Raw genomic sequence first — 23,167 nt, forward strand, 5'->3', positions numbered from 1 at the left:
GCACGCTGATGATTCAGGGCACCACGTCCGATGCCGGCAAAAGCACGCTCGTCGCGGGCCTGTGCCGGCTGGCGCGCCGAGCCGGCGTGCGGGTCGCGCCGTTCAAGCCGCAGAACATGGCGCTCAATAGCGCGGTGACGGTGGATGGCGGCGAGATCGGCCGCGCGCAGGCCTTGCAGGCGGTGGCGGCCGGCATTGCTGCTCACACCGATCTGAACCCGGTGTTGCTCAAGCCGACGAGCGACCGTGGCGCGCAAGTGATCATCCACGGCAAGGCGCGCATGAATCTCGATGCACGCGCGTATCACGACTACAAGCCGGTCGCCTTCGAGGCGGTGCTGGAATCGTATGCGCGTCTGCAAGCGGCGTACGACACGATTTTTGTCGAAGGCGCGGGCAGTCCCGCCGAGGTCAATCTGCGCGACCGCGATATCGCCAACATGGGTTTTGCTGAAGCGGTCGACTGTCCGGTCGTGCTGGTGGCCGACATTGACCGGGGCGGCGTGTTCGCGCATTTGACCGGTACGCTCGCGTGTCTGTCGGACAGCGAGCAGGCGCGCGTGCGCGGCTTCATCATCAATCGCTTTCGCGGGGACGTCAGTTTGCTCAAGCCCGGGCTCGACTGGCTCGAAGCGAAGACCGGCAAACCGGTGCTTGGCGTGGTCCCGTATCTGCACGGTCTGACGCTCGACGCCGAAGACATGCTGCCCCCCGAGCTGCGCGCGGCGCACAGCGGCCAAAGCGACGATCTGAACCGGATGTTGCGGGTAGTCGTGCCGGTGTTGCCGCACATCAGCAATCACACGGATTTCGACGCGCTGCGCGCACATCCGCAGGTCGATTTTCATTACGTGCGAAGCGGCACGCCGCCCCCGCCGGCCGATCTGATTATCCTGCCGGGCTCGAAAAACGTGCCGGGCGATCTGGCCTTTTTGCGCGCGCAAGGCTGGGACGCGGTGCTGCAACGGCATCTACGCTACGGTGGCCGTGTTATCGGAATTTGCGGCGGCATGCAGATGCTCGGACGCGAAGTGGCCGACCCGCACGGCGTGGAAGGCTCGCCTGGAACGAGCGCGGGCCTCGGCTGGCTCGATTACTCGACGGTGCTGATGCGCGAAAAAACGCTCAAAAACGTGACGGGGCATCTCGCGTTGCCGGGGTCGCCCGAGGTGGCCGGCTACGAGATTCACATGGGCGAGACGCAGGGCCCGGCGCTCAGCTCGCCCGCGCTGCAATTGGGCGAAACGTCAAACGCGCATCCCGACGGCGCGATCTCGGCCGATGGCCAAATCCTCGCGACGTACGTGCACGGGCTGTTCGACACGCCGGCCGCGTGCGCCGCACTGCTGGCGTGGGCAGGGCTGAGCGACGCCGAGAAAATCGACTACCCGGCGTTGCGTGAGGCCTCGCTGGATCGTCTGGCCGACACGCTCGCCGAGCATCTCGATCTTTCGAAGCTTTTCGCTGTGATTGGCTGAGCGAGGTTGGCTGGATGGTGGCGATTAAATCCCATTGGGAAATAATCAAAGCCCAAGAAGCAGTTTTTCACCTCATTTGGTTCGAATACAGTCTTGACATCGACGCCCGATGCGGGTCGTCTCCCTCTCATAAAGGACTCGTCATGAACTCGAACCGCTCCGCCGATCTGGCCGCCTTGATCCTTCGTCTGGCCTTGGGCGTTCTCTATCTCGCGCACAGCTTGCAGAAGATCTTTGTTTTCACGCTGCCGGGAACGGCGCAGTTTTTCGTCTCGCTCGGCTTGCCGGGTTGGCTCGGCTATGTGACGGCGTTCGTCGAATTGATCGGCGGTATTGCGCTGCTGCTCGGCGTGCAGGTCCGTTGGGTCGCGCTGGTGCTGCTGCCGTTCATGCTCGGCGCAACGTCGCAGCATCTGCATAACGGCTGGGGGTTCGCGTCGCCGCACGGCGGCTGGGAATATCCGGCTTTCTGGGCAGTGACTTTGGCTGTGCAGTCGCTGCTTGGCGCTGGGGCGCTGGCGCTGAGCGGTGCGAAGGCGCCGAGCGCAGTGGCCGCCTGATACGGTTCACCCAGGCACGAAACCGCGCCGGCACTCCGCCGCGCCGGCAACAAAAAAGCACGCGCCGTGTGGCCGCGTGCTTTTTTGTTGCGCTGAGGAATGCGTACTTCAGGCGTTCCGGGCATTCCGGACCCTGCGCCGCACCCCCCGCGCCAGTCAATCAATACAACACGATCTGCGTGCAGCGAAACAGCGCCATCGTCTTGCCGTTCGGATCGGTGACGGTGGCGTCCCACACCTGCGTGCTGCGACCCAGATGGACCGCCTTGGCAACCGCACGGATCGTGCCTTCCGTCGTCGTGCCGAGAAAATTGCTTTTCAGCTCGATGGTCGTGAAATTGCGCGCCGTCTCGGGCAGGTGGGCGAGGCATGCATAGCCGCAGGCGGTATCGGCGAGGCCGATCACCGTGGCGGCATGCAAAAAGCCGTTCGGCGCCAGCAACTCCTCGCGCACGGTCAATTCCGCGGTCAGAGTGCCTTCCTCCAGCGCCAGAACATACACACCCAGCAAGCCGGGCAGCTTGCCCTTCTGACGTTCGTGCAGGCGCTCGATGGAGTATTCCGGACGAAGTTTGCTCATGAGATTCGGGTCCTCGATGGAAAAAACAGCGATGTAAGGCGGTCAATAGCCGTTTGGGGGCTTCGGCCCCGGTGAATTTGTCGATATTATCAACGGCTGGATCGGCGGGTGAACCTGAAACCGGTACGGATCAGGGCACATCTGCGCAAGTCAGAGCAAACTGCGCGGTAAACCGGCTGGCGGCGCCCAGCCTTCTTTCCGGGAGAATTCATGACGGTAATCGTGGTGGCGAATCCGAAGGGCGGCGTGGGCAAAAGCACGCTGTCCACCAATCTGGCCGGCTATTTCGCGTCGCAAGGGGAATGGATCGCGCTGGCGGACATGGACAGACAGCAGTCTTCGCACGCGTGGCTGTCGCTGCGGCCGCCTGCGTTGCCGGCCATCGAGACCTGGGAGGTCGACCTGGAAAACCCCGCCAAACCGCCCAGAGGTCTGGAACACGCGGTCATCGACACGCCGGCCGGGTTGCACGGCAATCGCCTGAATATCGCGCTGGACCTGGCCGACAAGGTGATCGTGCCGCTGCAGCCCTCCATGTTCGATATTCTCGCCACCCAGGATTTTCTCGAGCGGCTGGCGAAGGAGAAGGCGGTCAGGAAAGGCGCAATCGAGATCGGGGTGGTGGGCATGCGCGTCGACGCGCGCACGCGTTCAGCGGAGCAATTGCATCGCTTTGTCGAGGGGTTGAAGCTGCCGGTGCTGGGTTACCTGCGCGACACGCAGAATTACGTGCAACTGGCGGCGCACGGCCTGACCTTGTGGGACGTCGCGAAAAGCCGCGTGGAGAAGGATCTGGAGCAGTGGCACCCGATCATCCAATGGACCAACGGCGCCGGTAAGAAGGCTTGAAGTGAATAGCAGGCGGCGAGGCCGCCCGCTACATGGAACCGTGCCGCGCGGTGAAAGGCCGGTTCAGATCCCGCTCAGGTCCAGTTCTGGGTCGGCACGTGATCGCGGCTGCCCTTGATCTTGTTGTTGTCGTCGACAAATACCAGATCCGGTTTCCAGCCTGCCTTCAGTTCCGCTTCGTCGACCACGGCGAACGCCGCGATGATCACCAGATCGCCCAGTTGCGCGCGCCGCGCGGCCGAACCGTTCAGCGAAATCATGCCGCTGCCGCGTTCGCCCTTGATCGCGTACGTCGAGAAACGCTCGCCGTTGTTGATATTCCAGATGTCGATCCGCTCGTTTTCGACGATGTTCGCGGCTTCCAGCAAGTCCTCGTCGATCGCGCACGAACCTTCGTAGTGCAGTTCGCAGTGCGTGACCGCGACGCGATGGATTTTCGACTTCAGCATGTTGCGTTGCATGACCAATCCCTTGTGGCTTCTTATGCGCGTTTGCGCAAACTAAGACGGCTTCAGATTTCGAGGTTGTCGATGAGACGGGTGGTGCCGAGCTTGGCGGCAGCCAGCACGACCAACTCCGCATTCGCGTCTTGCGCGCCCGGAGGCAGCAGATTCGAGCGCTTGCGCACCGCGATGTAATCAGGCTGCCAGCCGCGCGCGGCCAGTGCCGCCATTGCCGCCTGTTCGAGTTTCGCGAAGTCGCGATCGCCGGCGAGCACCGCATCGCGCACGCGATTGAGCTCGGCGGCCAGCATCGGCGCCTCGGCGCGTTCGGCCGTTTGCAGAAAGCGGTTGCGCGAGCTGAGCGCGAGGCCGTCGGTATCACGCACGGTTTCCGCGGCGATGATGTCGGTCGGCAGCGCGAACTGGTGGCACATGCTGCGCACGATCATCAACTGCTGGTAATCCTTCTTGCCGAACACCGCGACGCGCGGCTGCACGCAAGACATCAGCTTCATCACCACCGTGCACACACCCTGGAAGAAACCAGGCCGGAATTCGCCTTCAAGGATGTCGCCCAGATCGTGCGGCGGATGCACGCGGTACTCCTGCGGCTCCGGGTACAGATCCCGTTCCGTCGGCGCGAACAGCACGTAGACGCCTTCTTTCTGCAGCTTCTCGATGTCGGCTTCGAGCGTGCGCGGGTATTTGTCGAAATCTTCGTTCGGGCCGAACTGCAGGCGGTTGACGAAGATGCTCGCCACCACCGGATCGCCGTGCTGGCGCGCGAGGCGCATCAGCGACAGATGGCCCTCGTGCAGATTGCCCATGGTCGGCACAAAGGCGGTGCGATTCTGGCCGCGCAACTGGTCGCGCAATTCATGGATCGAGCTGATGACTTTCATGATCGGACAGGGATTTCCTCGCGCGGCGCGAGACTCGGTTGGCGCAAAAACTCAGGTTTTCGCGTGGCCCGCGGCCTCACTGGTAATGACAGGTTCGGAGCGCGGGATTGTAGTGGATTTGTTCCCGGGGTGCACCGAAACGAGGCGTGTGCGGCAGCGCTGGCGCATGCAGGCCCCGTTTTGCGGCATCAGGCCGGCAGATAGGCGAGGCGCACATAGATCGGTGCGAACGGCTCGGCCTGCGTGATTTCGATGAGCGACTCGCGGCACAACTCGAGCATGGCGATGAAGTTCACCACGACCACCGGCACGCCTTTGCTCGTGTCGAACAGGTCCGAGAACTCCATGAAGCGCGCGTTCTGCAGTCGCCGCAGGATCGTGCTCATATGCTCGCGCACCGACAACTCCTCGCGCGAAATCTTGTGATGCTGAACCAGCTTGGCGCGCTTGATCACGTCAGCCCACGCGGCGCGCAGGTCTTCGCTATCCACATCCGGGAAACGCGGCGTGATGCTTTGCTCGATATACACCTCGGCGCGCAGGAAATCGCGGCCAAGCTGCGGCAGATGGTCGATGCGCTGGGCGGCGAGCTTCATCTGTTCGTATTCGAGCAGGCGGCGCACCAGTTCGGCACGCGGATCTTCGGCTTCGTCGCCGCTATCGGCCTTCTTCACCGGCAACAGCATGCGCGACTTGATCTCGATCAGCATCGCGGCCATCAGCAGATACTCGGACGCGAGTTCGAGATTGGTCTGGCGCAACTGGTCGACGTAGCCGAGGTATTGGACCGTGACATCCGCCATCGGGATGTCGAGCACGTTGAAGTTCTGCTTGCGGATCAGGTAGAGCAACAGATCCAGCGGGCCTTCGAACGTTTCGAGGAACACTTCGAGCGCGTCCGGCGGAATGTACAGATCCGTCGGCAGCTTGAAGAGCGGCTCGCCGTACAGGCGTGCGAAAGCGATGCCGTCTACAGTGTCCGGCGTCGAATCGGTGGCGGGCGCGGCAAGCGCGGCGTCGGGCGCCTGTGCGGCGCCCTTTGCCTCGTCGGCGTGACTCACGCGCTTAGAAGTTTTGATAGTACGAGTAAGGCGTCTGCTCCACGCGCGAGGCTGTCTGCTCGGCGCGTTCTTCGAGGTCGATCGGCTGTTTGTCCCACAGCAGCGACCGGCCACGGCGCTGCTCAGCTTCCAGATTCGGTTTTTGTTGCTTGAGCTGGTTCAGGAACTGCGTGATGTCCGATTGATACATGGCTAGACGTCCGTGGTTTGGGGAGTGGCGGCTGCTTGGCGGGAACAAGCGCGAACCCGCGCGGCATCGCTCCTATTCCATAATTTTACCGCATGCGCCGCGCGTGGTCGAAAAACGATGGCCGGCGCGAGCGGCCCGCCTGCAAAAACGCCTGGAACCCGCGCTGCTGCGATGCGCCAAAGGCGGGCGCGTGGCTGGCGGGGAGGTGTGAATTCGCGCTGTGCGTCCGGGCGGACATCATTACCCGTGCCGCATGGGACGCGGCGTACCGGCCGAAAGGCTCGCCACGCTTCGCGCTGCAAACGCTCCTTTAAGAGATGGCGCGGCTTCACCGATGTGGTCAAATAGCGAGCTTCGGCCGCCGCGGCGAGCCCGAGCGACAGAATTCATCAACCACGGCCGGAGGTCCCGTTTGGCGGGGTGTGCGATCGAAAAGCCGCATAGGCGGCGCGGCAAAACCGGTGACAAGCGAGGGCCTCTGACGCCCATTCGGCGCTGGCTGCACGCGTGGCTGACGTTCGGCATCGTCATGCTCATGCTTGCCTCGGTCGACGCGCACGCGGCGCGGCGCGCGCCCGCCAGCTACAAGGTCGATATCGAAGCCACGCCGCGCTCGCTGCGCAAGCTGCTCGAAGCGCATCTGGACGTGGCGCGCTTCGCCAAGCGTCCCGACATCAGCGACGACCAGTTTGAGTTTCTGATTACGGCCACCCCGCAACAGGTGCGCGATCTGGCCGCCACGCAGGGCTATTTCTCGCCGGTCGTGCGCACCGACGTGCGAACCGTCGACGACCAGAAGCGTGTGACCGTGAGCGTCGATCCCGGCCCGCAAACCCTCGTCACGTCGATTTCGCTGTCGTTTCGCGGCCCGGTGCTGACCGAAGACCCGGCGCAGGAAAATGCCGCGCGCTTCGCGTTTTCACTACACGAGGGCGACCCGTTTTCGCAAGGCGACTGGGACGACGCGAAAAACGCGTCGCTCAAGGCGTTGCAGTCGCGCCGTTACCTGGGCGCGAAGATCTACCACTCCGAGGCGCGGATCGACCCGCGTACGCACGAAGCGAAATTGTCGGTTACCTATGACAGCGGCCCGACCTTCACGATGGGCAAGCTCGACGTGTCCGGCACGCGGCGCTATCCGGAACAGATCGTCAACAACGTGAATCCGATTTCAGCCGGCGATATTTACGACGTGCAGCGCATTACCGAATTGCAGCGGCAGTTGCAGAACACCCCGTACTACGCGAGCGTGGCGATCGACGTGGACAGCGATCCCGCCAAACCGGTCGAGACGCCGATGCACGTGAAGGTGTCGGAATATCCGTACAACAGTATCCGCGGCGGGGTGGGTTATTCGACCGACAACGGCCCACTGATCCAGGGTTCGTATTCGTATCTCGACACATTCGGCAAAGCGTGGCCGTTCACGGTCGACGGCCGCATCGACCAGATCCAGCAGTACGGGCAAATCCAGCTCGCAATGCCGCCGGGGCCACGCGCGTGGACCAATAGCGTGCTGGCTTCCTACACCACGACCGACGTGTCCGACACGCGCATCTACAGTATCCGCGGCGGCGTGCAGCGGGCCCGTACGTCGCAGTTCATCGACTACAACTACGCGATCCTCTTTTACCAGGATCGGCTCGATCAGAATTCGGCCGCGCCGACTACCAGTCGCGCGCTGGTGCCGTCATGGTCGTGGACCCGCCGCAATACCGACGATCCGTTGTTCCCGCGTTCGGGCAACCTGATTCACGTCGAAGCGGGCTTTGCGGTCAAAGGCGTGCTGACCGATCAGACGTTCGCCCGCGGCTACGCCCGCGGCCAGCAGTACCTGCCGATCGGCAAGGAAGACCTCGTGCTGTTCCGTGCCGAACTCGGCGGCGTGTTCACAAGCGGCAGTTCGAGCGGGATTCCGGCTTCGCTGCTGTTCCGCGCGGGTGGCTCGAATTCGATCCGTGGCTACAGCTATCAGAGCATTGGTAATAACGTCGACGGCTCGGTGCTGCCCACCAAGTATCTCGTGACCGCGTCGGCGGAGTACCAGCATTGGTTCAATCATGACTGGGGCGCAGCCGCGTTCTTCGACGTCGGCACCGCTACCGATACCTGGGGCGAGAAAGTCTTCTATCCCGGTGTCGGCGTTGGGGCGCGCTGGCGCAGCCCGGTCGGCCCGGTCAATGTCGATGTCGCCTACGGGATCCGCAACCGGAGCGTGCGGCCGTACCTGACCCTCGGCATTGCCTTCTGATGGAAACCTGCTTTTACATGATCCACGCATGACCACGGACGTTTCCGCCCAACCCCCCGCGCAGCCGCCCGGTGCTCTTCCGCCAGGAGAGCCCGGACACCAACCTCCGCCCGATGCGCCGCAGCCCAAGCGCCGTCTGGGCCGGTTGTTGCTGAAAACGCTTGCGTGGATGGTCGCCGTGCTGGTGCTGCTGGTCGCCGTGGTGATCGGCCTGGTGTATGGCGCGCTGACGACTGAGCGTGGGACGGCTTACGCGTGGCAGGCGGCCGTCAAACTGCTGGGTGGCAAGCTGACCGGCACGCTCGAGAGCGGCGCTATCGCCCACGGCGTGCAACTCCGCCAGGTGCGCTGGCGCAGCCTCGACGGCAGCGGCACCGATATCCAGATCGACCGCGTGGCCGGCCGCTGGGAACTGACACACAAGCCTTGGCGCTTCGCGATCGACTATCTGCATGTCGGTACGATCGACGCCCGGGTCGGCTCGTCGTCGAGCAGCAGCGGGCCGCTGAAACTGCCGCAAGACTTGCGCTTGCCGATGCAACTCGAGGTGCGCGACGTGCAGGTCGACAAACTGCTGTTGCGTGAGGGCGGGTCGACGACCGAGCTGTCCCGTTTCATGTTCCATGGCCGCAGCGATGGCCGACACCACGAGGCCGCGATCGAGCGGCTCGACACGCCGTTCGGCGCCGTGACGGCGACGGCGAAGCTCGATGGGGTGCGGCCGTTTCCGCTGACCGGCGATCTTGGCTATTCGGGCAAGGTCAACAACGAGGCGGTGCAGGTGGGTGGCCATCTGAGCGGTTCGCTGGAGAATCTCATCGCCGAACTCGATGCTAGCGGCATGAAGCTCGCCGGCCATGCGCGAGTCGAGGCCACGCCGTTCGGCGACGTGCCGTTGCAACGTGCCACGTTGACTTTTGATCACGTCAACCCGCAGGCGTTTGCGCCAGGCGCACCGCTGGCGGATCTGGCGGTGCGGGCTGAACTGCAGCCGGTGGGGCAGGCTGCTGCGGGGGTGGCAGCAAAAGCCGCAGCGGGGTTCGCCGTCGCCGGCCATGTCTCGATCGTCAACGCCAAACCCGGTGCGATCGACCAGAACCTGCTACCTGTGATCGATGCCAACGCCGACGTGCGGCTCGACGCGCAGGCGCAGCGTATTTCGAACCTGAAGGTGCGGCTCGTGAAGAGCGCCACGCTCACCGGCGGCGGCGCGCTGACCGGCAAGCGCGGCCAGTTCGATCTGCAGGTCGCCGGACTCGACCTGAACGCGCTCGAAGCGACCGTGCGGCCTACCCAGCTTTCCGGTCCGATCGGCATCCGTCTGAACGACGACGTGCAAAGCCTGACCCTCGATCTCGCCGACCCGAAAGCGGGGTTGCGCGCGCAAGGCAAGGTGACCTTCGATCCCGCACGCATGAGCTTCAACGACGTGCGTGTCACGTCGGGCAAGGGCCGCATCGATCTGTCCGGCGCGCTCAAGCACGACGCGAATTCCACCTACAACCTGAAAGCGCAACTGACTGATTTCGATCCGTTGACGCTGACTTCGCAGATGCCGTCGCGCACGCCGGCGACCCCCACGGCGGGGACCGCGAAGGCGACGAAAGCGCCGCAGGCCACGAAACCGGAGGCGGCCCACGCGAACGAAGCGGCGGCACTCGCGGGCAGCACCGCCGGCGCGAAAAGCGCGGCGCCCGGCGATAAGGCCGCAGCGGTGGTCAAGAACACGGCCAAGGCGGTGGTGAAGGCTGAAGTCGTTCAGCGCAAAGTGCCGCCCAGGCCGTCCAAAGCGCCGCCCGCACGCAAGATCGAGGCACGCGTGAACGGCACGCTCACGGCAGCCGGCATGCTCGGCCCGGTCTTCAGCACCAAGGCCGAATTCAAACTCGGCCCGAGCGTCTATGACGGCCTGCCGTTGACGGGCGGCGGCGTGGTCCAGTTGTCCGGCTCGCGGATTCTGCCGAGCCGCGCGAATCTCTCGGTGGCGGGCAATCAGGTGGACTTACAGGGCAGCTTCGGCGCGCGCGGCGACCGGCTGCGTTTTCGTGTCGATGCGCCGGAACTTGAACGCCTCGGTTTCGGCCTCGCCGGTCTTATCGCCGCGGATGGCGACGTCACCGGCTCGTTCGCGCATCCGAATGTCGTGCTGAACTACAAGGCAGACAGTGTGGTGTTCAGCAGTAACCGCATCGGCCATGCGGAAGGCCATGCCGAATTGCGCGACGGCGCGAACGGCGCGCTCGTTTTCACGACCGACGCGCGCAATCTCAGCGCCGGCGGCGTCGATCTCACCACGCTTACGGCGCGCCTGTCGGGCACGCGCGCCAACCATACGCTGGAGGCGGCGGCCACCGGCAAATTGCAGGACCGTCCGCTCGATCTGACACTCGCTGCCAACGGCAAATTGACCGAAGCACGCGACGGCACGCGCTGGGATGGCACCGTGACCCGCCTGCAGAATCGCGGCACACCGGCGCTGAATCTCGAGTCGCCGCTCGCCGTGAGCGCCGGGCCGGACCGTCTGACGCTTGGCGCGACCCGCCTCACGCTCGAAGGCGCAGTGCTGAGCCTGAAATCGTTCGCGTTCGACCACGGCAAGATCCAGTCCGCGGGCACCTTGACCGACATTTCGCTCGTGCGCCTGCAGGATCTGCGGCGGCAAATCACCGGCGAACCGCCAGCCGTCAAAACCGATCTGATGTTCGACGGCGACTGGGACTTCGCGCTCGGCAGCACCGCGAGCGGCCACGTCCAGTTGAAGCGTCGCAGCGGCGACGTCACGGTCGAGATCGGCCGTGGTCTGGCGTCGCTGGGCATCACGGATATGAGCGCGCGCGCCGAATTCAGCGGCGGCAACCGGCTGAATGCGACCGTGCACGCGCAGGCCAGCCGGATCGGTGTGGTCGACGCCGACGCGCACACCACACTCGTAATGCGCGACGGCTTCCTGACTGTCAACGAAGAGGGCGCGGTCAGCGGCAATGTGAATGCGAACGTGCCGTCGTTGAAAACGACCGGCGGCCTGTTCGGCCCGAGCTATCTGCTCGACGGCCACCTCGCGCTGAAACTCGCGCTCGGCGGCACGGTCGCCAAGCCGAACCTGACGGGGTCGCTGCTCGGCGATGGCTTGTCGGCGACGATGGTCGACCAGGGCGTGCAGTTGAAGGACGGCGTGGTGCGCATCGCGCTCTCGCAAAATCTGGTGGACTTCCAGCAGGTCGAGTTTCACGGTGCGAGCGGCACGCTGCGCGCCACCGGCCGTGTGCGCCTGGATGGCGCGCAGCCGGATTTGACCGCGAGCATCGTCGCGGACAAGCTGGAATTGTTTGCGGCGCCGGACCGCAATCTGTCGCTGTCGGGCAGCGCAAGCGTGGCGAACGCCGGGGCAGAGGGCGGCATGGCGATCAACGGCAAATTCGTGGTCGATCACGCGCTGTTCGATATGCCGGAGCAGTCCGCACCGAAGCTTGGCGACGACGTGGTGGTGGTGCGTCCGGACGGCACGGTGGCGGGCGAGCGGCCACCGCCGCAAGTGGCGGGCACCAACAAGCCGATCGGCCCGTTTGCGCCACGCGCCAATATCGACATCAGTCTCGGCAACAGCTTCCGTTTCCGCGGTATGGGCGCGGACCTCGGCCTGACTGGCACGATCACCGCGATGAGCGCGCCGAACCTGCCGTTGCGCGCGGTCGGTAATGTCCGCGTGACGCAGGGCTCGACCTATACCGCGTTCGGCCGCAAGCTCAACATCGAGAATGGCTTCTTTACGTTCAACGGTCCGGTGGCCAATCCGGGCATCAATATCCTGGCCATGCGCCGCAATCAGCAGGTCGAGGCGGGCGTGCAGGTCACGGGCACCGTCCAGTTCCCGGTCGCGAAGCTGGTGTCCGAGCCGAACGTGGCGGATAACGAAAAGCTCTCGTGGCTGCTGTTCGGACACGGCACGGATCAGGGCAACAACCTCGGTCAGCAAAGCACCATGACGACCGCGCTCGCCTTGCTCGGCAGCGCGAGCGGCAAACGGATCGCGCAGACCTTCGGGCTCGACGAGTTCTCGATCGGGCGAAGCGAAGTCGGGCTGACCGATCCGCAAGTGGTGATGGTGTCGAAGGCGATCAACGAGTGGCTCGTGGTGGGCTACGAGCAGGGTCTGCAGTCGGCGAGCAATGCGATCAAGGCGACGGTGAACCTCACACGCTATTGGTCGGTCGCGGCATATGGCGGCACGTTCGACGGCATAGAATTGCTGTACACGCGGCGCTTCGATCGGGTCCGGTGGTGAGTTGATGGAGGCTACGGCGGTGGCCGTGGTGTGAACAACGCCACGACACAAAAGAAAACGGCACGCCTTTTAAAGCGTGCCGTTTCTGTTGATGCCTGCAGCGTTCGACGCCGCGCGCGTTATTTCACGCGCATGCCCGGCTTTGCACCGCTATCCGGCTCGAGGACGTAGAGGCCCGGCTCGGCTTTCTCGTCGGTGGCCGAAGCCGCCAGCACCATCCCTTCGGACAGGCCGAACTTCATCTTGCGTGGCGCGAGGTTCGCGACCATCACCGTTAGCTTGCCGACAAGTTGCTCCGGTTGATAGGCCGACTTGATGCCCGAGAACACGTTGCGCGTCTTCTCTTCACCGACGTCGAGCGTGAGTTGCAGCAGCTTGTCCGAGCCTTCCACCGCCTTGCAGTCGACGATCTTCGCGATGCGCAGATCGATCTTGGCGAAGTCGTCGATCGAGATGATGTCAGGCGTTTCATCCTTCTCTGCGGCGGCTGCTTTCACTGCCTTCGACTTGGCCTTGGCATCCGCCGGCGCCGCGGCTTCCGGCGTGGCTTGCAGCGAATCGCGATTCGCTGCGATGAGCGCCTCGATCTGCTTCGGATCGACGCGGGTCATCAGATGCTTATACGCGTTGATCGGGCGCGTGGAGGAGAGCGGCACGTTCGCGTCGGCCCACACCAGCGGTTCGATGGCGAGGAAAGCTTCGACCGCTTCCGCCAGCTTCGGCAGCACCGGCTTGAGCGCCAGCGACAGCAGACGGAATGCCTCGATGCTCACGCTGCAGGTCTCGTGCAGCGCGGCCGCATTCGCCGGGTCTTTTGCCTGATCCCACGGCTTGGCGGTGTCGACGTACGCATTGACCGCGTCGGCCAGTTCCATGGTCTGACGCAGCGCGCGGTTGTACTCGCGCGCCTCATAGTTCGCGGCGATTTGCGGCACGGCGGTGCGCAGCGTGGCGAGCAACGGGTGCTGCATGGCGCTGTCTTGCACGCGGCCGCCGAAACGCTTGATCAGGAAACCGGCGGCGCGGCTCGCGATGTTCACGTACTTGCCGACCAGATCGCTGTTCACGCGCGCCTGGAAGTCGTCGAGGTTCAGGTCGAGGTCTTCCATCGTGCTGTTCAGCTTGGCGGCGAAGTAATAGCGCAGCCACTCCGGATTCAGGCCCGTGTCGATCACGCTTTGCGCGGTGATGAACGTGCCGCGCGACTTCGACATCTTTGCGCCGTCCACGGTCAGGAAGCCGTGCGCGAACACGTTGGTCGGCGTGCGGTGGCCCGAGAATTCGAGCATGGCCGGCCAGAACAGCGTGTGGAAATACAGAATGTCTTTACCGATGAAGTGGTACTGCTCGGCGGTCGAGCCCTTGCGAATCCACGCGTCGAAGTCGAGGCCGCGTTTTTCAGCGAGGTTCTTGAAGCTCGCGTAATAGCCGACCGGCGCATCCAGCCAGACGTAGAAATATTTGCCCGGTGCGCCCGGAATTTCGAAGCCGAAATACGGTGCGTCGCGCGAAATATCCCAGTCGGCGAGCTTGGCTTCGCCGGCGTCGCCGAGCCATTCGCGCATCTTGTTGGTGGCTTCCGGCTGTGCCAGACCGCCCACCCACGCGCGCAGGAAATTCTCGCAGCGCGGATCGGACAGGCGGAAGAAGTAGTGCGTCGAGGTCTTACGAATCGGCGTGGCGCCCGAGACGACCGAATACGGATTGATCAGATCGGTCGGCAGATAGGTCGAACCGCACACTTCGCAGCTGTCGCCGTATTGATCTTTCGCGCCGCACTTCGGGCATTCGCCCTTGATGAAGCGGTCCGGCAGGAACATTTCCTTGACGGGGTCGTATGCCTGTTCGATGTCGCGCGCTTCGATCAGGCCGGCTTCCTTGAGCGCCAGATAGACCGATTCGCTCAGCACGCGATTCTCTTCGGAATCGGTCGTGTAGTAATTGTCGAACGAAATCCCGAAGCTGTCGAAATCGCGCTTGTGTTCCTGCCAGACGCGGTCGATCAGTTGCTTCGGCGTCAAACCTTCCTTTTCCGCGCGCAGCATGACCGGTGTGCCGTGTGTGTCGTCGGCGCCCACGTAGTAGACCTCGTGCCCGTGCATTCGCAACGTCCGGACCCAGATGTCCGTCTGGATATATTCAACCAGATGGCCAATATGGATTTGCCCGTTCGCATACGGAAGGGCCGACGTGACGAGAACCTGGCGACAGCCTGACGGCGCGCCTGCGGAGAGATCGGTTGCGGGTGCTGACATAAGGATGGTGGGAGCCTGCGGTGGGACGAAACGTTGATTCTAGCAGGGCGGACGCCCGGCGCGGGCTGGGCCGCTTGGGCCGCGGCTGGGTCGCTGCCAGGGCAGGACGGTGTGTCCCCCAGGGAGACTTCCTGCGGAGCGAAAACCGAGCGCCCAAAAAAAACCGGGGCTATTAACCCCGGAGCAACAACGACAAGAGGAGAATGGTGACGCGGCGGCTTCGCCAGCCACGTACCGTAAAGACAGACCGCGGATTTTCGGCAGAGTTCGAAATTTTTTTCGTTCTCGCGCGAGATTTTGTTTCCCCCGCTTTTTACGGCTTGCCGGACGCCTCTGGCCAAGGTGGCAAGGGCCAGTGGCAAAAGCCGCCCGGCGCCCGGTTGCTTCTCCCTCTTCAGTCTGTGTCGTTATTGCGTGGCGTGCTGAGCCGTAGCGCGCAGATAGATTTCCACGCGACGGTTTGCGGCACGGCCGGCTTCGGTGTTGTTGTCAGCGACCGGCTGGTTCTGGCCCATGCCGCTTGCCGACAGGCGTTGCGGCGCGACGCCGCGTTGCCCCAGATAACCCGTCACGCTTTCAGCGCGGTTGACCGACAGCGTCTGGTTGTAAGCCGGCTGACCCGTGCTATCCGTGTAGCCGATTACCTGGGCGATCAGTTCCGGATTCTGCTGCATGGTCTGCGTCAACTGATCCAGCACCGGCGCGAACGACGGCTTGACCGCGTAGCTGTTGGTATCGAACGTGACCGAGCTCGGGATGTTCAGCTTGAGCGAGCCGTCCGGCTGCTCGGTGATCTGCGTGCCGGTGCCCTTGGTGGCGCCCGACAGCTTGTTGTGAATGGCTTGCCAGTTGTAGCCGGTGATACCGCCCACCGCTGCGCCGGCGCCCGCTCCGATCGCCGCGCCCTTGCCACCGCCGAAGATCGCGCCGATCGCCGCGCCGGTGGCGGCGCCCACGCCCGTGCCGACGGCGGTGTCCGTACCTTGTTGGCTTGCACAGCCTGCCAGCAACGAACCTGCAACGGCGAAAACAGCCAGGCGAGTCATGATTTTTGCATTCATTTTTTGATTCCTCTTGAGTGAAGCGAGTAAAGCGGGTGGAAGCGATCAATCTATCCGTCGAACGTGACGGCCGTAAAGCGCGTTACTCGACAATATGAGAATCCTGCGTCTTCCCTGTTCCCGGTCCGACAGTGGAGAAGGGTCTTCCGGCAAGGCTTGGCGTCAGCCACTACAATGATGAATGAAGTACGCAGCGATGCGACCCCATGGCGTTCCGCCTGCCCGAAGGGTGCACGGCGTGCCTGGTTTTAGCAATGCTGTCTAACAATTTTTTTCAAATTCTGGCGCGTGGCGAAGACTTGGATTCCACCGCGCCGCAAGTGTTCCCCACGGAGTGTCAATGAGTATCGATCGGGCTTTGGTCGACGCTGCCCTCGCGGCCGTCACTGACCCCAACACGGGCAAGCCCTACGCGGCTGCCAAAAACGTTAAGAACGTGGCCGTGGAGGGTGACACGGTTAGCCTCGAGGTGGTACTCGGCTATCCGGCCAAACGGCAGTTTGAAGCGATCCACACGCAATTCACCGACGCGCTGAAAGCCGTTCCCGGCGTGGCAGGCGCACGCGTCCAGGTGTCCCAGCAGATCGCCGCGCACACCGTGCAGCGCGGCGTGAAACTCTTGCCGAACGTTAAAAACATCGTTGCTGTGGCGTCGGGAAAGGGTGGGGTCGGCAAGAGCACGACCGCGGTGAACCTCGCGCTGGCACTGGCGAGCGAAGGCGCGTCGGTCGGCATCCTCGACGCGGACATCTACGGCCCGTCGCTGCCGATGATGCTCGGGATTGTCGGCCGTCCGGAATCACCCGACGAAAAGTCGATGAATCCGATGACCGGCCACGGCTTGCAGGCCAACTCGATCGGCTTTCTGATCGAGCAGGACAATCCGATGGTGTGGCGCGGCCCGATGGCAACCTCAGCGCTCGAACAGTTGCTGCGGCAGACCAACTGGCAAGACCTCGACTACCTGATCGTCGACATGCCGCCGGGCACCGGCGACATTCAGCTAACCTTGTCGCAGCGCGTGCCGGTGACGGGCGCCGTGATCGTCACGACGCCGCAGGACATCGCGCTGCTCGACGCGAAGAAGGGTCTCAAGATGTTCGAGAAGGTCGGCATTCCGATTCTCGGCATCGTCGAGAATATGGGTATGCATATCTGCTCGAATTGCGGCCACGAAGAGCATATCTTCGGAGCGGGCGGCGGCGAGCGGATGGGCAAGGAATACGGCGTCGACGTGCTCGGCAGCCTGCCGCTCGACATCGCCATCCGTGAGCAGGCCGACTCCGGCAGACCCACCGTCGTGGCGGACCCGCAAGGGCGTATTGCGGAGATCTACCGGTCGATCGCGCGCAAGGTTGCGATCCATATCGCCGAGCGGGCGCGCGACATGACCTCGAAGTTTCCCAGCATCGTTGTCCAGAACACCTGACTAGCCGTTCGGACAAGGGGTTAAAGCGGGGCCAAGTCGCCAATTTGCGTCTGGTCTCGCGGTATCATGTCGACTTCACAAGTTCGGCTCGGCGGCCGCAGGGGCGGCCACCAGGCCGGCAAGAGGATCGCATGGGAAAACGAATCGACGGGCAGGCGGTGCATGCGTTCATCGTCCTGGCTGCCAGCAGTGTGCTGTTATGCGGCTGTAGCACGTTCCTGAGACCACAGGAAAAGCGTGCCGACGCGCAGTTGCTGCCCACCGTGGGCAATCAGGCACGCGGTCTCGTCACGTTCATCGAGCGTTCGGACGGTGTGCAGGTCACCTACAATCTCACGGGCTTGCCACCCGATAGCGATCACGCGTTGCAAGTGCATGAGCGCGGCGACTGCAATGCCGCTGACGGCTCCAGCGCCGGCCAGGTGTTCTCGCCGGCAGCCGAGCGTCTGAAAGCCGGTGCCCGGGTCGAAGGCGATCTCGGCAACATCCACGCGGACGCGAACGGCGTGGCCACCGGCTTCATCGTTGCGCCGGACGTGTCGCTTGACGGTATCCGCTCGGTGTTGCAACGCGCGGTTCTGTTGCATCACGACGCGACCGACCCTTACGCGTATCCGCTGCATGGCGCAGGTCCCGCGCTCGCATGCGGGTTGATTCGCCAGTGAGGGCAATGCCCTGCGGGTCTCATCCGGTGCAAGCGGTTAGCCGTTTGAATGGCCTTGCGGCAAGCCTTTTGCGGTGCAGGGAACGGCTCTCAGGCCCCGCCCGCGGCAGCATTCTCCTGATCGCGTAAAATAAGCGCCTTTCGGCCGGGGTCGCCGAGCCCGGGGCGCGTAGCCGGCGGCGCCCGGCCCGGACCTTACCCCGGATCGTTACCCGTCACACATCTGTCACTCAAGTCGAGCAGCGTTCACCTATGACTATCAAATCCGACAAGTGGATCCGGCGCATGGCCGCGTCGCACAACATGATCGAGCCGTTTGCACCGGATCAGGTCCGCGTCTCCGAAGACGGCCGGAAGATTGTCAGCTACGGCACCTCGAGCTACGGCTACGACATCCGCTGCGCCGACGAATTCAAGATCTTCACCAATATCAACTCGACCATCGTCGATCCGAAGAACTTTGACGAGAAGTCGTTTGTCGACTTCAAGGGCGATGTCTGCATCATCCCGCCGAATTCGTTCGCGCTGGCTCGCACCGTCGAATATTTCCGCATTCCGCGCAGCGTCCTGACCGTGTGTCTGGGCAAATCCACGTATGCGCGTTGCGGGATCATCGTGAACGTGACGCCGTTCGAGCCGGAATGGGAAGGACACGTCACGCTCGAATTCTCGAATACGACACCTTTGCCTGCGAAAATCTACGCGAACGAAGGCGTCGCCCAGGTGCTGTTTTTCGAAAGCGACGAAATTTGTGAGACGTCGTACGCGGATCGCGGCGGCAAATATCAAGGTCAGCACGGCGTCACGTTGCCCAAGACGTGACGTCGGCAGCGTACTGACCCACCAGCTATTCGGGTGACCGCTGCTTAGTCAAATGCAGCGGTCGTTCTTTTTGGAGAATCGCCCATGAAGTTTCGTTTTCCCGTCGTCATCATTGACGAAGATTTTCGCTCCGAGAACATCTCGGGTTCCGGCATCCGGGCTTTGGCCGAAGCTATCGAGAAAGAAGGCGCGGAAGTGCTCGGGCTGACGAGCTACGGCGACCTGACTTCGTTCGCGCAGCAGTCGAGCCGTGCGTCGTGCTTCATCCTCTCGATCGACGACGACGAGTTGCTGCCGTACGTCGACAACGTGGTGGTGGAAGGCGAGACGCCGGAACTGGCGGCCGCGATCATCGCGCTGCGCGCGTTCGTGACCGAAGTGCGCCGCCGCAACGCCGATATTCCGATCTTCCTGTACGGCGAAACGCGCACCTCGCGCCACCTGCCGAACGATATCCTGCGCGAGCTGCACGGCTTCATCCACATGTTCGAGGACACGCCGGAGTTCGTCGCGCGCCACATCATCCGCGAGACCAAGGTGTACCTGGATTCGCTCGCACCGCCGTTCTTCAAGGAACTGGTGCAGTACGCGGACGAAGGCTCGTATTCATGGCATTGCCCGGGGCACTCGGGCGGCGTCGCATTCCTGAAGAGCCCGCTTGGCCAGATGTTCCACCAGTTCTTCGGCGAGAACATGCTGCGCGCCGACGTGTGTAATGCCGTCGACGAACTCGGTCAGTTGCTCGATCACACCGGCCCGATTGCCGCCTCCGAGCGCAATGCGGCGCGCATCTTCAGCGCGGACCACGTGTTCTTCGTGACCAACGGCACGTCGACCTCGAACAAGATCGTCTGGCACGGCACGGTTGCGCCGGGCGATATCGTGCTGGTGGACCGCAATTGCCACAAGTCGATCCTGCACGCGATCACGATGACCGGCGCGATTCCGGTGTTCCTCACGCCGACGCGCAATAACTTCGGCATCATCGGCCCGATTCCGCGCAGCGAATTCGAGCCGGAAAACATTCGCAAGAAGATCCTGGCGAATCCGTTCGCCCGCGAAGCCTTGGCCAAGAATCCGGACCTGAAGCCGCGCATCCTGACCATCACGCAGAGCACCTATGACGGCGTGATCTACAACGTCGAGATGATCAAGGAAATGCTCGGCGACTGGCTCGATACGCTGCACTTCGACGAAGCCTGGCTGCCGCATGCCGAGTTCCACGAGTTCTATCAGGACATGCACGCGATCGGCGCCGGCCGTCCGCGCATCGGCGCACTGGTGTTCGCCACGCACTCCACGCACAAGCTGCTGGCCGGTATTTCGCAGGCTTCGCAGATCGTCGTGCAGGATTCGAAGAACAGCCGCTTCGACAAGCATCGCTTCAACGAAGCGTATCTGATGCACACGTCGACCAGCCCGCAGTACGCGATCATCGCCTCGTGCGACGTGGCGGCGGCCATGATGGAAGCGCCGGGCGGCACGGCTCTGGTTGAAGAGTCGATTGCCGAAGCGTTGGATTTCCGCCGCGCGATGAGCAAGGTCGACGCCGAATACGGCGACGACTGGTTCTTCAAGGTGTGGGGCCCGGAGACGTTCGCGGAAGAAGGCATCGGCTCGCGCGAAGACTGGATGCTGCGCCCGAACGATGCGTGGCACGGTTTCGGCCCGCTCGCCGAAGGTTTCAACATGCTGGACCCGATCAAGGCGACCATCGTCACGCCGGGTCTGGATATGGACGGCGGCTTCGGCGAGTCCGGCATTCCGGCTGCGATCGTCACGAAGTATCTGGCCGAGCACGGCATCATCGTCGAAAAGACCGGCTTGTATTCGTTCTTCATCATGTTCACGATCGGCATCACCAAGGGCCGCTGGAACTCGATGGTGACTGAGTTGCAGCAGTTCAAAGACGACTACGACAACAACCAGCCGCTGTGGCGCGTGCTGCCCGAGTTCGTCTCGCATCATCCGATGTACGAGCGTGTCGGTCTGCGCGATCTATGCGAGCAGATCCACAGCGTGTATCGCGCGAACGACATTGCGCGCCTGACGACCGAGATGTACCTGTCGAGCATGGAACCGGCAATGAAACCGTCGGATGCGTTCGCCAAGCTCGCGCACCGTGAGATCGACCGGGTACCGATCGACGAACTCGAAGGCCGTGTCACCTCGATCCTGTTGACGCCGTATCCGCCGGGCATTCCGCTGCTGATTCCGGGCGAACGCTTCAACAAGACCATCGTCAACTATCTGCGTTTCGCGCGCGAGTTCAACGAGCGCTTCCCGGGTTTCCACACGGATATCCACGGGCTTGTCGGCGAAACCATCAACGGGCGCATCGAATACTTCGTCGATTGCGTGCGCGCCTGACGATGTGGGTGGTGAAGTCCCCGCTGGGTGCTGACGGCTGGCGGCGCGCGTTTGGCGCGCTGACCCTGACGTCGGCGCTGTCGGTGGGGCTGCTTGCTGTGGCGCTCGGTGTGATGCCTTCGGCGGCGCATGCCGAAGTCGCCGCTGCCGACCCGATCGACGCGTCGATGCGCACCTGTCTTGCGCGCAGTGACATGTCGTCGACGGCGGGGCAGGTGCAGTGCATGGACACCGCGCGGATCGGCTGGAAGGCCGCGTTGGACGGCGCGTGGCAGCAGCTTCAGGCGAAGTTGCCGCCGGCGCAACGCAAACCATGGGAAAAGAGCCAGGCAAGCTGGCTGGCCTCGCGCGATGTCGAGAAGCAGTTGCTGGCGGCCGTGTTCGCGACGACGCATGGCTCGATGTATGTGCTGGCCGAAGCCGATATGCAATTACAGCCGGTGCGAGACCGCGCGCTTGCGCTGCGCAGCGCCTTGGCCAGGACCAGCGCCGGCGGCGGGGACCCACCGCGCCCTCCGCGCGCCTGTACCGCGGACGCGCAATGCGAACACGCGATGTTCGATCTGAACCGCTATTACCGCCGCTTGCAATCGAAGATGCCGACGCGCTCGCGTCCGACGCTTGCGCGCGCCCAAAAGGCCTGGACCGCGTATCTCAACGCCGCCACGCCGGTGATCGACGAAGGCAGCCGTATCGATATCATCGGTGCGCGGGTGGCGACGCTCAAGCGCTTGTCGGAGACGGTCGGCAACGACTGAGTGTTCGCGGCTTACGTGAGCAGGTAGGCTTCGGCTTGCGACGAGGGCCGCGCAAGTGCCGGCTCCCCTAGCAGGTCGCGCATGGCGTCTTCGATACCGAGCGACATTGTTTCGAGCGCGAGGTCGTTGTCGTCGGTACCGAAGGGCTCTTCGATCTGCGAGGCGATCGCTTCGTGCGCCATGAAGGTGTACGCGACGAACACTGCGAAGACCGGCGTGAAGATGCCGATGCTGTCGACCAGTCCGAACGGCAGGGACGCGCAAAAGAAATACACCGTGCGGTGAATCATCACCGAGTAGGCGAAGGCCAGCGGCGTCGACACGATACGCTCGCAACCGCCGATCACATCCGACAGACCATTCAAGTTCCGATCGAAAGCGAGCACCGCCATCGGATCGATCGCGCCTGTTTGTGCGTGGCGCTGCACCCATTCGCCGAGAAACAGCAGCAGTGTTGCCGGTTTGTAGCGCGACGCTATGACGCGGTCGAAAAGCGCTTTGGGCAGGCGTGCTGCGAGATCTTCACGCGGGTCGCTATTGCGGAGCTGGTGACGCAGGGCATGGGGGAGGGCGCTGAGGGCGGCGACGAACTCCTTGATGTCTTCCTTCGGCAACTGTTTATTTTGCAGCGTGAGGGCCTGGCGGGTGAGCGAGCGGGACTCGTTCAGCAACTGGCCCCAGAGTTTGCGGGCTTCCCACCAGCGGTCGTAGCTGGCGTTGTTCCGGAAGCCTAGAAAGACTGCCAACGCTATGCCTATCAGGGAAAATGGGGCGGTGGTATTGAGATTGAGCGAGACCGGCAGCAGGTGGTCGTGGGCGGCTACCGCGACGATCGCGATGCAGAAAATGAGGAATAGCCTGGGCAGCAGTTGCGGGAGGACGGAGCCTCTCCAGGCAAGCAGCATGCGGAACCAATGGAGGTGGGGGCGGATGATCATCGCAAGGGGGTTTTTGCCTTCGGCGGGTGGGGTTCTATTATCGCTAATGGCGTTGGACCATGGTTTTTTTTGCCTTTGGCGGCGGCATTGGCCGTGTTCTTAGGGCTTTGGCCTTTCCTTGAATTGTTAGTGGTCTATTAGCGTTGCCCCTGTGCGGGGCGGCACTTACTTTCTTTGCCGCCGCGTAACTATTCAGCGCTTGTAAACTGCCACCAGGCTGTGCATAGTGAAGGACATGACGAAGATGCCCGATTTCAAGGACCTGACGCACGAA

General features: G+C 63.2%; 19 protein-coding genes. 10 read left to right on the forward strand and 9 right to left on the reverse strand.

All coding sequences use genetic code 11. From position 1 onward, the window contains the following. Positions 1-8: 8 nt before the first annotated feature. Positions 9-1,478, forward strand: coding sequence for a cobyric acid synthase (locus P3T25_RS44125; protein WP_429363680.1), 1,470 nt, complete (start codon positions 9-11; stop codon positions 1,476-1,478). Between the two features lie 143 nt (positions 1,479-1,621). Further along, positions 1,622-2,038: a DoxX family protein gene (locus P3T25_RS44130; protein WP_266260041.1), complete on the forward strand. Its 417-nt coding sequence runs from the start codon at positions 1,622-1,624 to the stop codon at positions 2,036-2,038. A 160-nt stretch (positions 2,039-2,198) separates the two neighbouring features. On the opposite strand, the gene P3T25_RS44135 is transcribed toward P3T25_RS44130, so the two are convergent. Continuing rightward, positions 2,199-2,618 (reverse strand): PaaI family thioesterase, encoded by a 420-nt coding sequence (locus P3T25_RS44135; RefSeq protein WP_429363665.1) that lies wholly within the window; start codon positions 2,616-2,618, stop codon positions 2,199-2,201. Between the two features lie 210 nt (positions 2,619-2,828). Between P3T25_RS44135 and P3T25_RS44140 the strand changes: the two genes are divergently transcribed. Next, positions 2,829-3,467, forward strand: coding sequence for a ParA family protein (locus tag P3T25_RS44140; protein WP_429363667.1), 639 nt, complete (start codon positions 2,829-2,831; stop codon positions 3,465-3,467). Positions 3,468-3,541: 74 nt separating this feature from the next. On the opposite strand, the gene panD is transcribed toward P3T25_RS44140, so the two are convergent. The 4 genes from panD to P3T25_RS44160 all read right to left on the reverse strand — a co-directional run bounded on the left by panD (position 3,542) and on the right by P3T25_RS44160 (position 6,063). Then, positions 3,542-3,928, reverse strand: a complete 387-nt coding sequence (panD, locus tag P3T25_RS44145; RefSeq protein WP_012432059.1) for an aspartate 1-decarboxylase — start codon at positions 3,926-3,928, stop codon at positions 3,542-3,544. Positions 3,929-3,978: 50 nt separating this feature from the next. Then, entirely contained in the window at positions 3,979-4,812 is an 834-nt protein-coding gene (gene panC / locus P3T25_RS44150) for a pantoate--beta-alanine ligase (protein WP_154562093.1), read from the reverse strand. A gap of 188 nt (positions 4,813-5,000) precedes the next feature. After that, positions 5,001-5,873 (reverse strand): segregation and condensation protein A, encoded by an 873-nt coding sequence (locus P3T25_RS44155; RefSeq protein ID WP_093636239.1) that lies wholly within the window; start codon positions 5,871-5,873, stop codon positions 5,001-5,003. A gap of 4 nt (positions 5,874-5,877) precedes the next feature. Then, a complete protein-coding gene (locus P3T25_RS44160) occupies positions 5,878-6,063 on the reverse strand; it encodes a DUF3460 family protein (RefSeq protein ID WP_154562089.1) in 186 nt (61 codons plus the stop codon). 412 nt (positions 6,064-6,475) lie between these two features. On the opposite strand from P3T25_RS44160, the gene P3T25_RS44165 reads away from it, so the two are divergent. Both P3T25_RS44165 and P3T25_RS44170 read left to right on the forward strand, forming a co-directional pair. Continuing rightward, the gene (locus P3T25_RS44165; protein ID WP_429363670.1) at positions 6,476-8,314 is read left to right on the forward strand and encodes an autotransporter assembly complex protein TamA; all 1,839 of its coding nucleotides are present in this window, start codon (positions 6,476-6,478) and stop codon (positions 8,312-8,314) included. 28 nt (positions 8,315-8,342) lie between these two features. Then, on the forward strand, positions 8,343-12,596 hold the full coding sequence (locus tag P3T25_RS44170; RefSeq protein WP_429363672.1) for a translocation/assembly module TamB domain-containing protein: 4,254 nt from the start codon (positions 8,343-8,345) through the stop codon (positions 12,594-12,596). 119 nt (positions 12,597-12,715) lie between these two features. Here the strand turns inward: P3T25_RS44170 and metG are convergent, their stop codons facing one another. Further along, the gene (metG, locus tag P3T25_RS44175) at positions 12,716-14,851 is read right to left on the reverse strand and encodes a methionine--tRNA ligase (RefSeq protein WP_429363674.1); all 2,136 of its coding nucleotides are present in this window, start codon (positions 14,849-14,851) and stop codon (positions 12,716-12,718) included. Between the two features lie 407 nt (positions 14,852-15,258). Continuing rightward, entirely contained in the window at positions 15,259-15,912 is a 654-nt protein-coding gene (locus tag P3T25_RS44180; RefSeq protein WP_154562081.1) for an OmpA family protein, read from the reverse strand. A 340-nt stretch (positions 15,913-16,252) separates the two neighbouring features. Between P3T25_RS44180 and apbC the strand changes: the two genes are divergently transcribed. From apbC to P3T25_RS44205, 5 genes are all read left to right on the forward strand, one after another. Next, positions 16,253-17,341, forward strand: coding sequence for an iron-sulfur cluster carrier protein ApbC (gene apbC, locus P3T25_RS44185; protein WP_154562079.1), 1,089 nt, complete (start codon positions 16,253-16,255; stop codon positions 17,339-17,341). Positions 17,342-17,472: 131 nt separating this feature from the next. Further along, entirely contained in the window at positions 17,473-18,006 is a 534-nt protein-coding gene (locus tag P3T25_RS44190; RefSeq protein ID WP_171928866.1) for a superoxide dismutase family protein, read from the forward strand. 251 nt (positions 18,007-18,257) lie between these two features. Next, entirely contained in the window at positions 18,258-18,827 is a 570-nt protein-coding gene (dcd, locus tag P3T25_RS44195; protein WP_012432068.1) for a dCTP deaminase, read from the forward strand. An 84-nt stretch (positions 18,828-18,911) separates the two neighbouring features. Then, positions 18,912-21,197 carry an arginine/lysine/ornithine decarboxylase gene (locus P3T25_RS44200; protein ID WP_154562075.1) on the forward strand — a complete coding sequence of 762 codons (2,286 nt, stop codon included), beginning with the start codon at positions 18,912-18,914 and terminating at the stop codon, positions 21,195-21,197. 2 nt (positions 21,198-21,199) lie between these two features. After that, positions 21,200-21,955: a lysozyme inhibitor LprI family protein gene (locus P3T25_RS44205; RefSeq protein ID WP_171928870.1), complete on the forward strand. Its 756-nt coding sequence runs from the start codon at positions 21,200-21,202 to the stop codon at positions 21,953-21,955. Positions 21,956-21,966: 11 nt separating this feature from the next. On the opposite strand, the gene P3T25_RS44210 is transcribed toward P3T25_RS44205, so the two are convergent. Beyond that, on the reverse strand, positions 21,967-22,893 hold the full coding sequence (locus P3T25_RS44210) for a bestrophin family protein (RefSeq protein ID WP_266241366.1): 927 nt from the start codon (positions 22,891-22,893) through the stop codon (positions 21,967-21,969). 43 nt (positions 22,894-22,936) lie between these two features. Continuing rightward, positions 22,937-23,167 (reverse strand): hypothetical protein (locus tag P3T25_RS44215; RefSeq protein ID WP_429363678.1); only part of this gene is annotated, 231 nt, incomplete at its 5' end.

It is taken from the genome of Paraburkholderia sp. GAS32 (assembly GCF_050434225.1).
GTDB lineage: Bacteria > Pseudomonadota > Gammaproteobacteria > Burkholderiales > Burkholderiaceae > Paraburkholderia > Paraburkholderia madseniana.

What these genes read in the sequence shown, in the direction of transcription:
- P3T25_RS44125 (WP_429363680.1), top strand. Translation starts at nt 9, where the DNA reads ATGATTCAGGGCACCACGTCCGATGCCGGCAAAAGCACGCTCGTCGCG.
- P3T25_RS44130 (WP_266260041.1), top strand. Translation starts at nt 1,622, where the DNA reads ATGAACTCGAACCGCTCCGCCGATCTGGCCGCCTTGATCCTTCGTCTG.
- P3T25_RS44135 (WP_429363665.1), bottom strand. Translation starts at nt 2,618, where the DNA reads ATGAGCAAACTTCGTCCGGAATACTCCATCGAGCGCCTGCACGAACGT.
- P3T25_RS44140 (WP_429363667.1), top strand. Translation starts at nt 2,829, where the DNA reads ATGACGGTAATCGTGGTGGCGAATCCGAAGGGCGGCGTGGGCAAAAGC.
- panD (WP_012432059.1), bottom strand. Translation starts at nt 3,928, where the DNA reads ATGCAACGCAACATGCTGAAGTCGAAAATCCATCGCGTCGCGGTCACG.
- panC (WP_154562093.1), bottom strand. Translation starts at nt 4,812, where the DNA reads ATGAAAGTCATCAGCTCGATCCATGAATTGCGCGACCAGTTGCGCGGC.
- P3T25_RS44160 (WP_154562089.1), bottom strand. Translation starts at nt 6,063, where the DNA reads ATGTATCAATCGGACATCACGCAGTTCCTGAACCAGCTCAAGCAACAA.
- P3T25_RS44170 (WP_429363672.1), top strand. Translation starts at nt 8,343, where the DNA reads ATGACCACGGACGTTTCCGCCCAACCCCCCGCGCAGCCGCCCGGTGCT.
- metG (WP_429363674.1), bottom strand. Translation starts at nt 14,851, where the DNA reads ATGTCAGCACCCGCAACCGATCTCTCCGCAGGCGCGCCGTCAGGCTGT.
- P3T25_RS44180 (WP_154562081.1), bottom strand. Translation starts at nt 15,912, where the DNA reads ATGAATGCAAAAATCATGACTCGCCTGGCTGTTTTCGCCGTTGCAGGT.
- apbC (WP_154562079.1), top strand. Translation starts at nt 16,253, where the DNA reads ATGAGTATCGATCGGGCTTTGGTCGACGCTGCCCTCGCGGCCGTCACT.
- P3T25_RS44190 (WP_171928866.1), top strand. Translation starts at nt 17,473, where the DNA reads ATGGGAAAACGAATCGACGGGCAGGCGGTGCATGCGTTCATCGTCCTG.
- dcd (WP_012432068.1), top strand. Translation starts at nt 18,258, where the DNA reads ATGACTATCAAATCCGACAAGTGGATCCGGCGCATGGCCGCGTCGCAC.
- P3T25_RS44200 (WP_154562075.1), top strand. Translation starts at nt 18,912, where the DNA reads ATGAAGTTTCGTTTTCCCGTCGTCATCATTGACGAAGATTTTCGCTCC.
- P3T25_RS44205 (WP_171928870.1), top strand. Translation starts at nt 21,200, where the DNA reads ATGTGGGTGGTGAAGTCCCCGCTGGGTGCTGACGGCTGGCGGCGCGCG.
- P3T25_RS44210 (WP_266241366.1), bottom strand. Translation starts at nt 22,893, where the DNA reads ATGATCATCCGCCCCCACCTCCATTGGTTCCGCATGCTGCTTGCCTGG.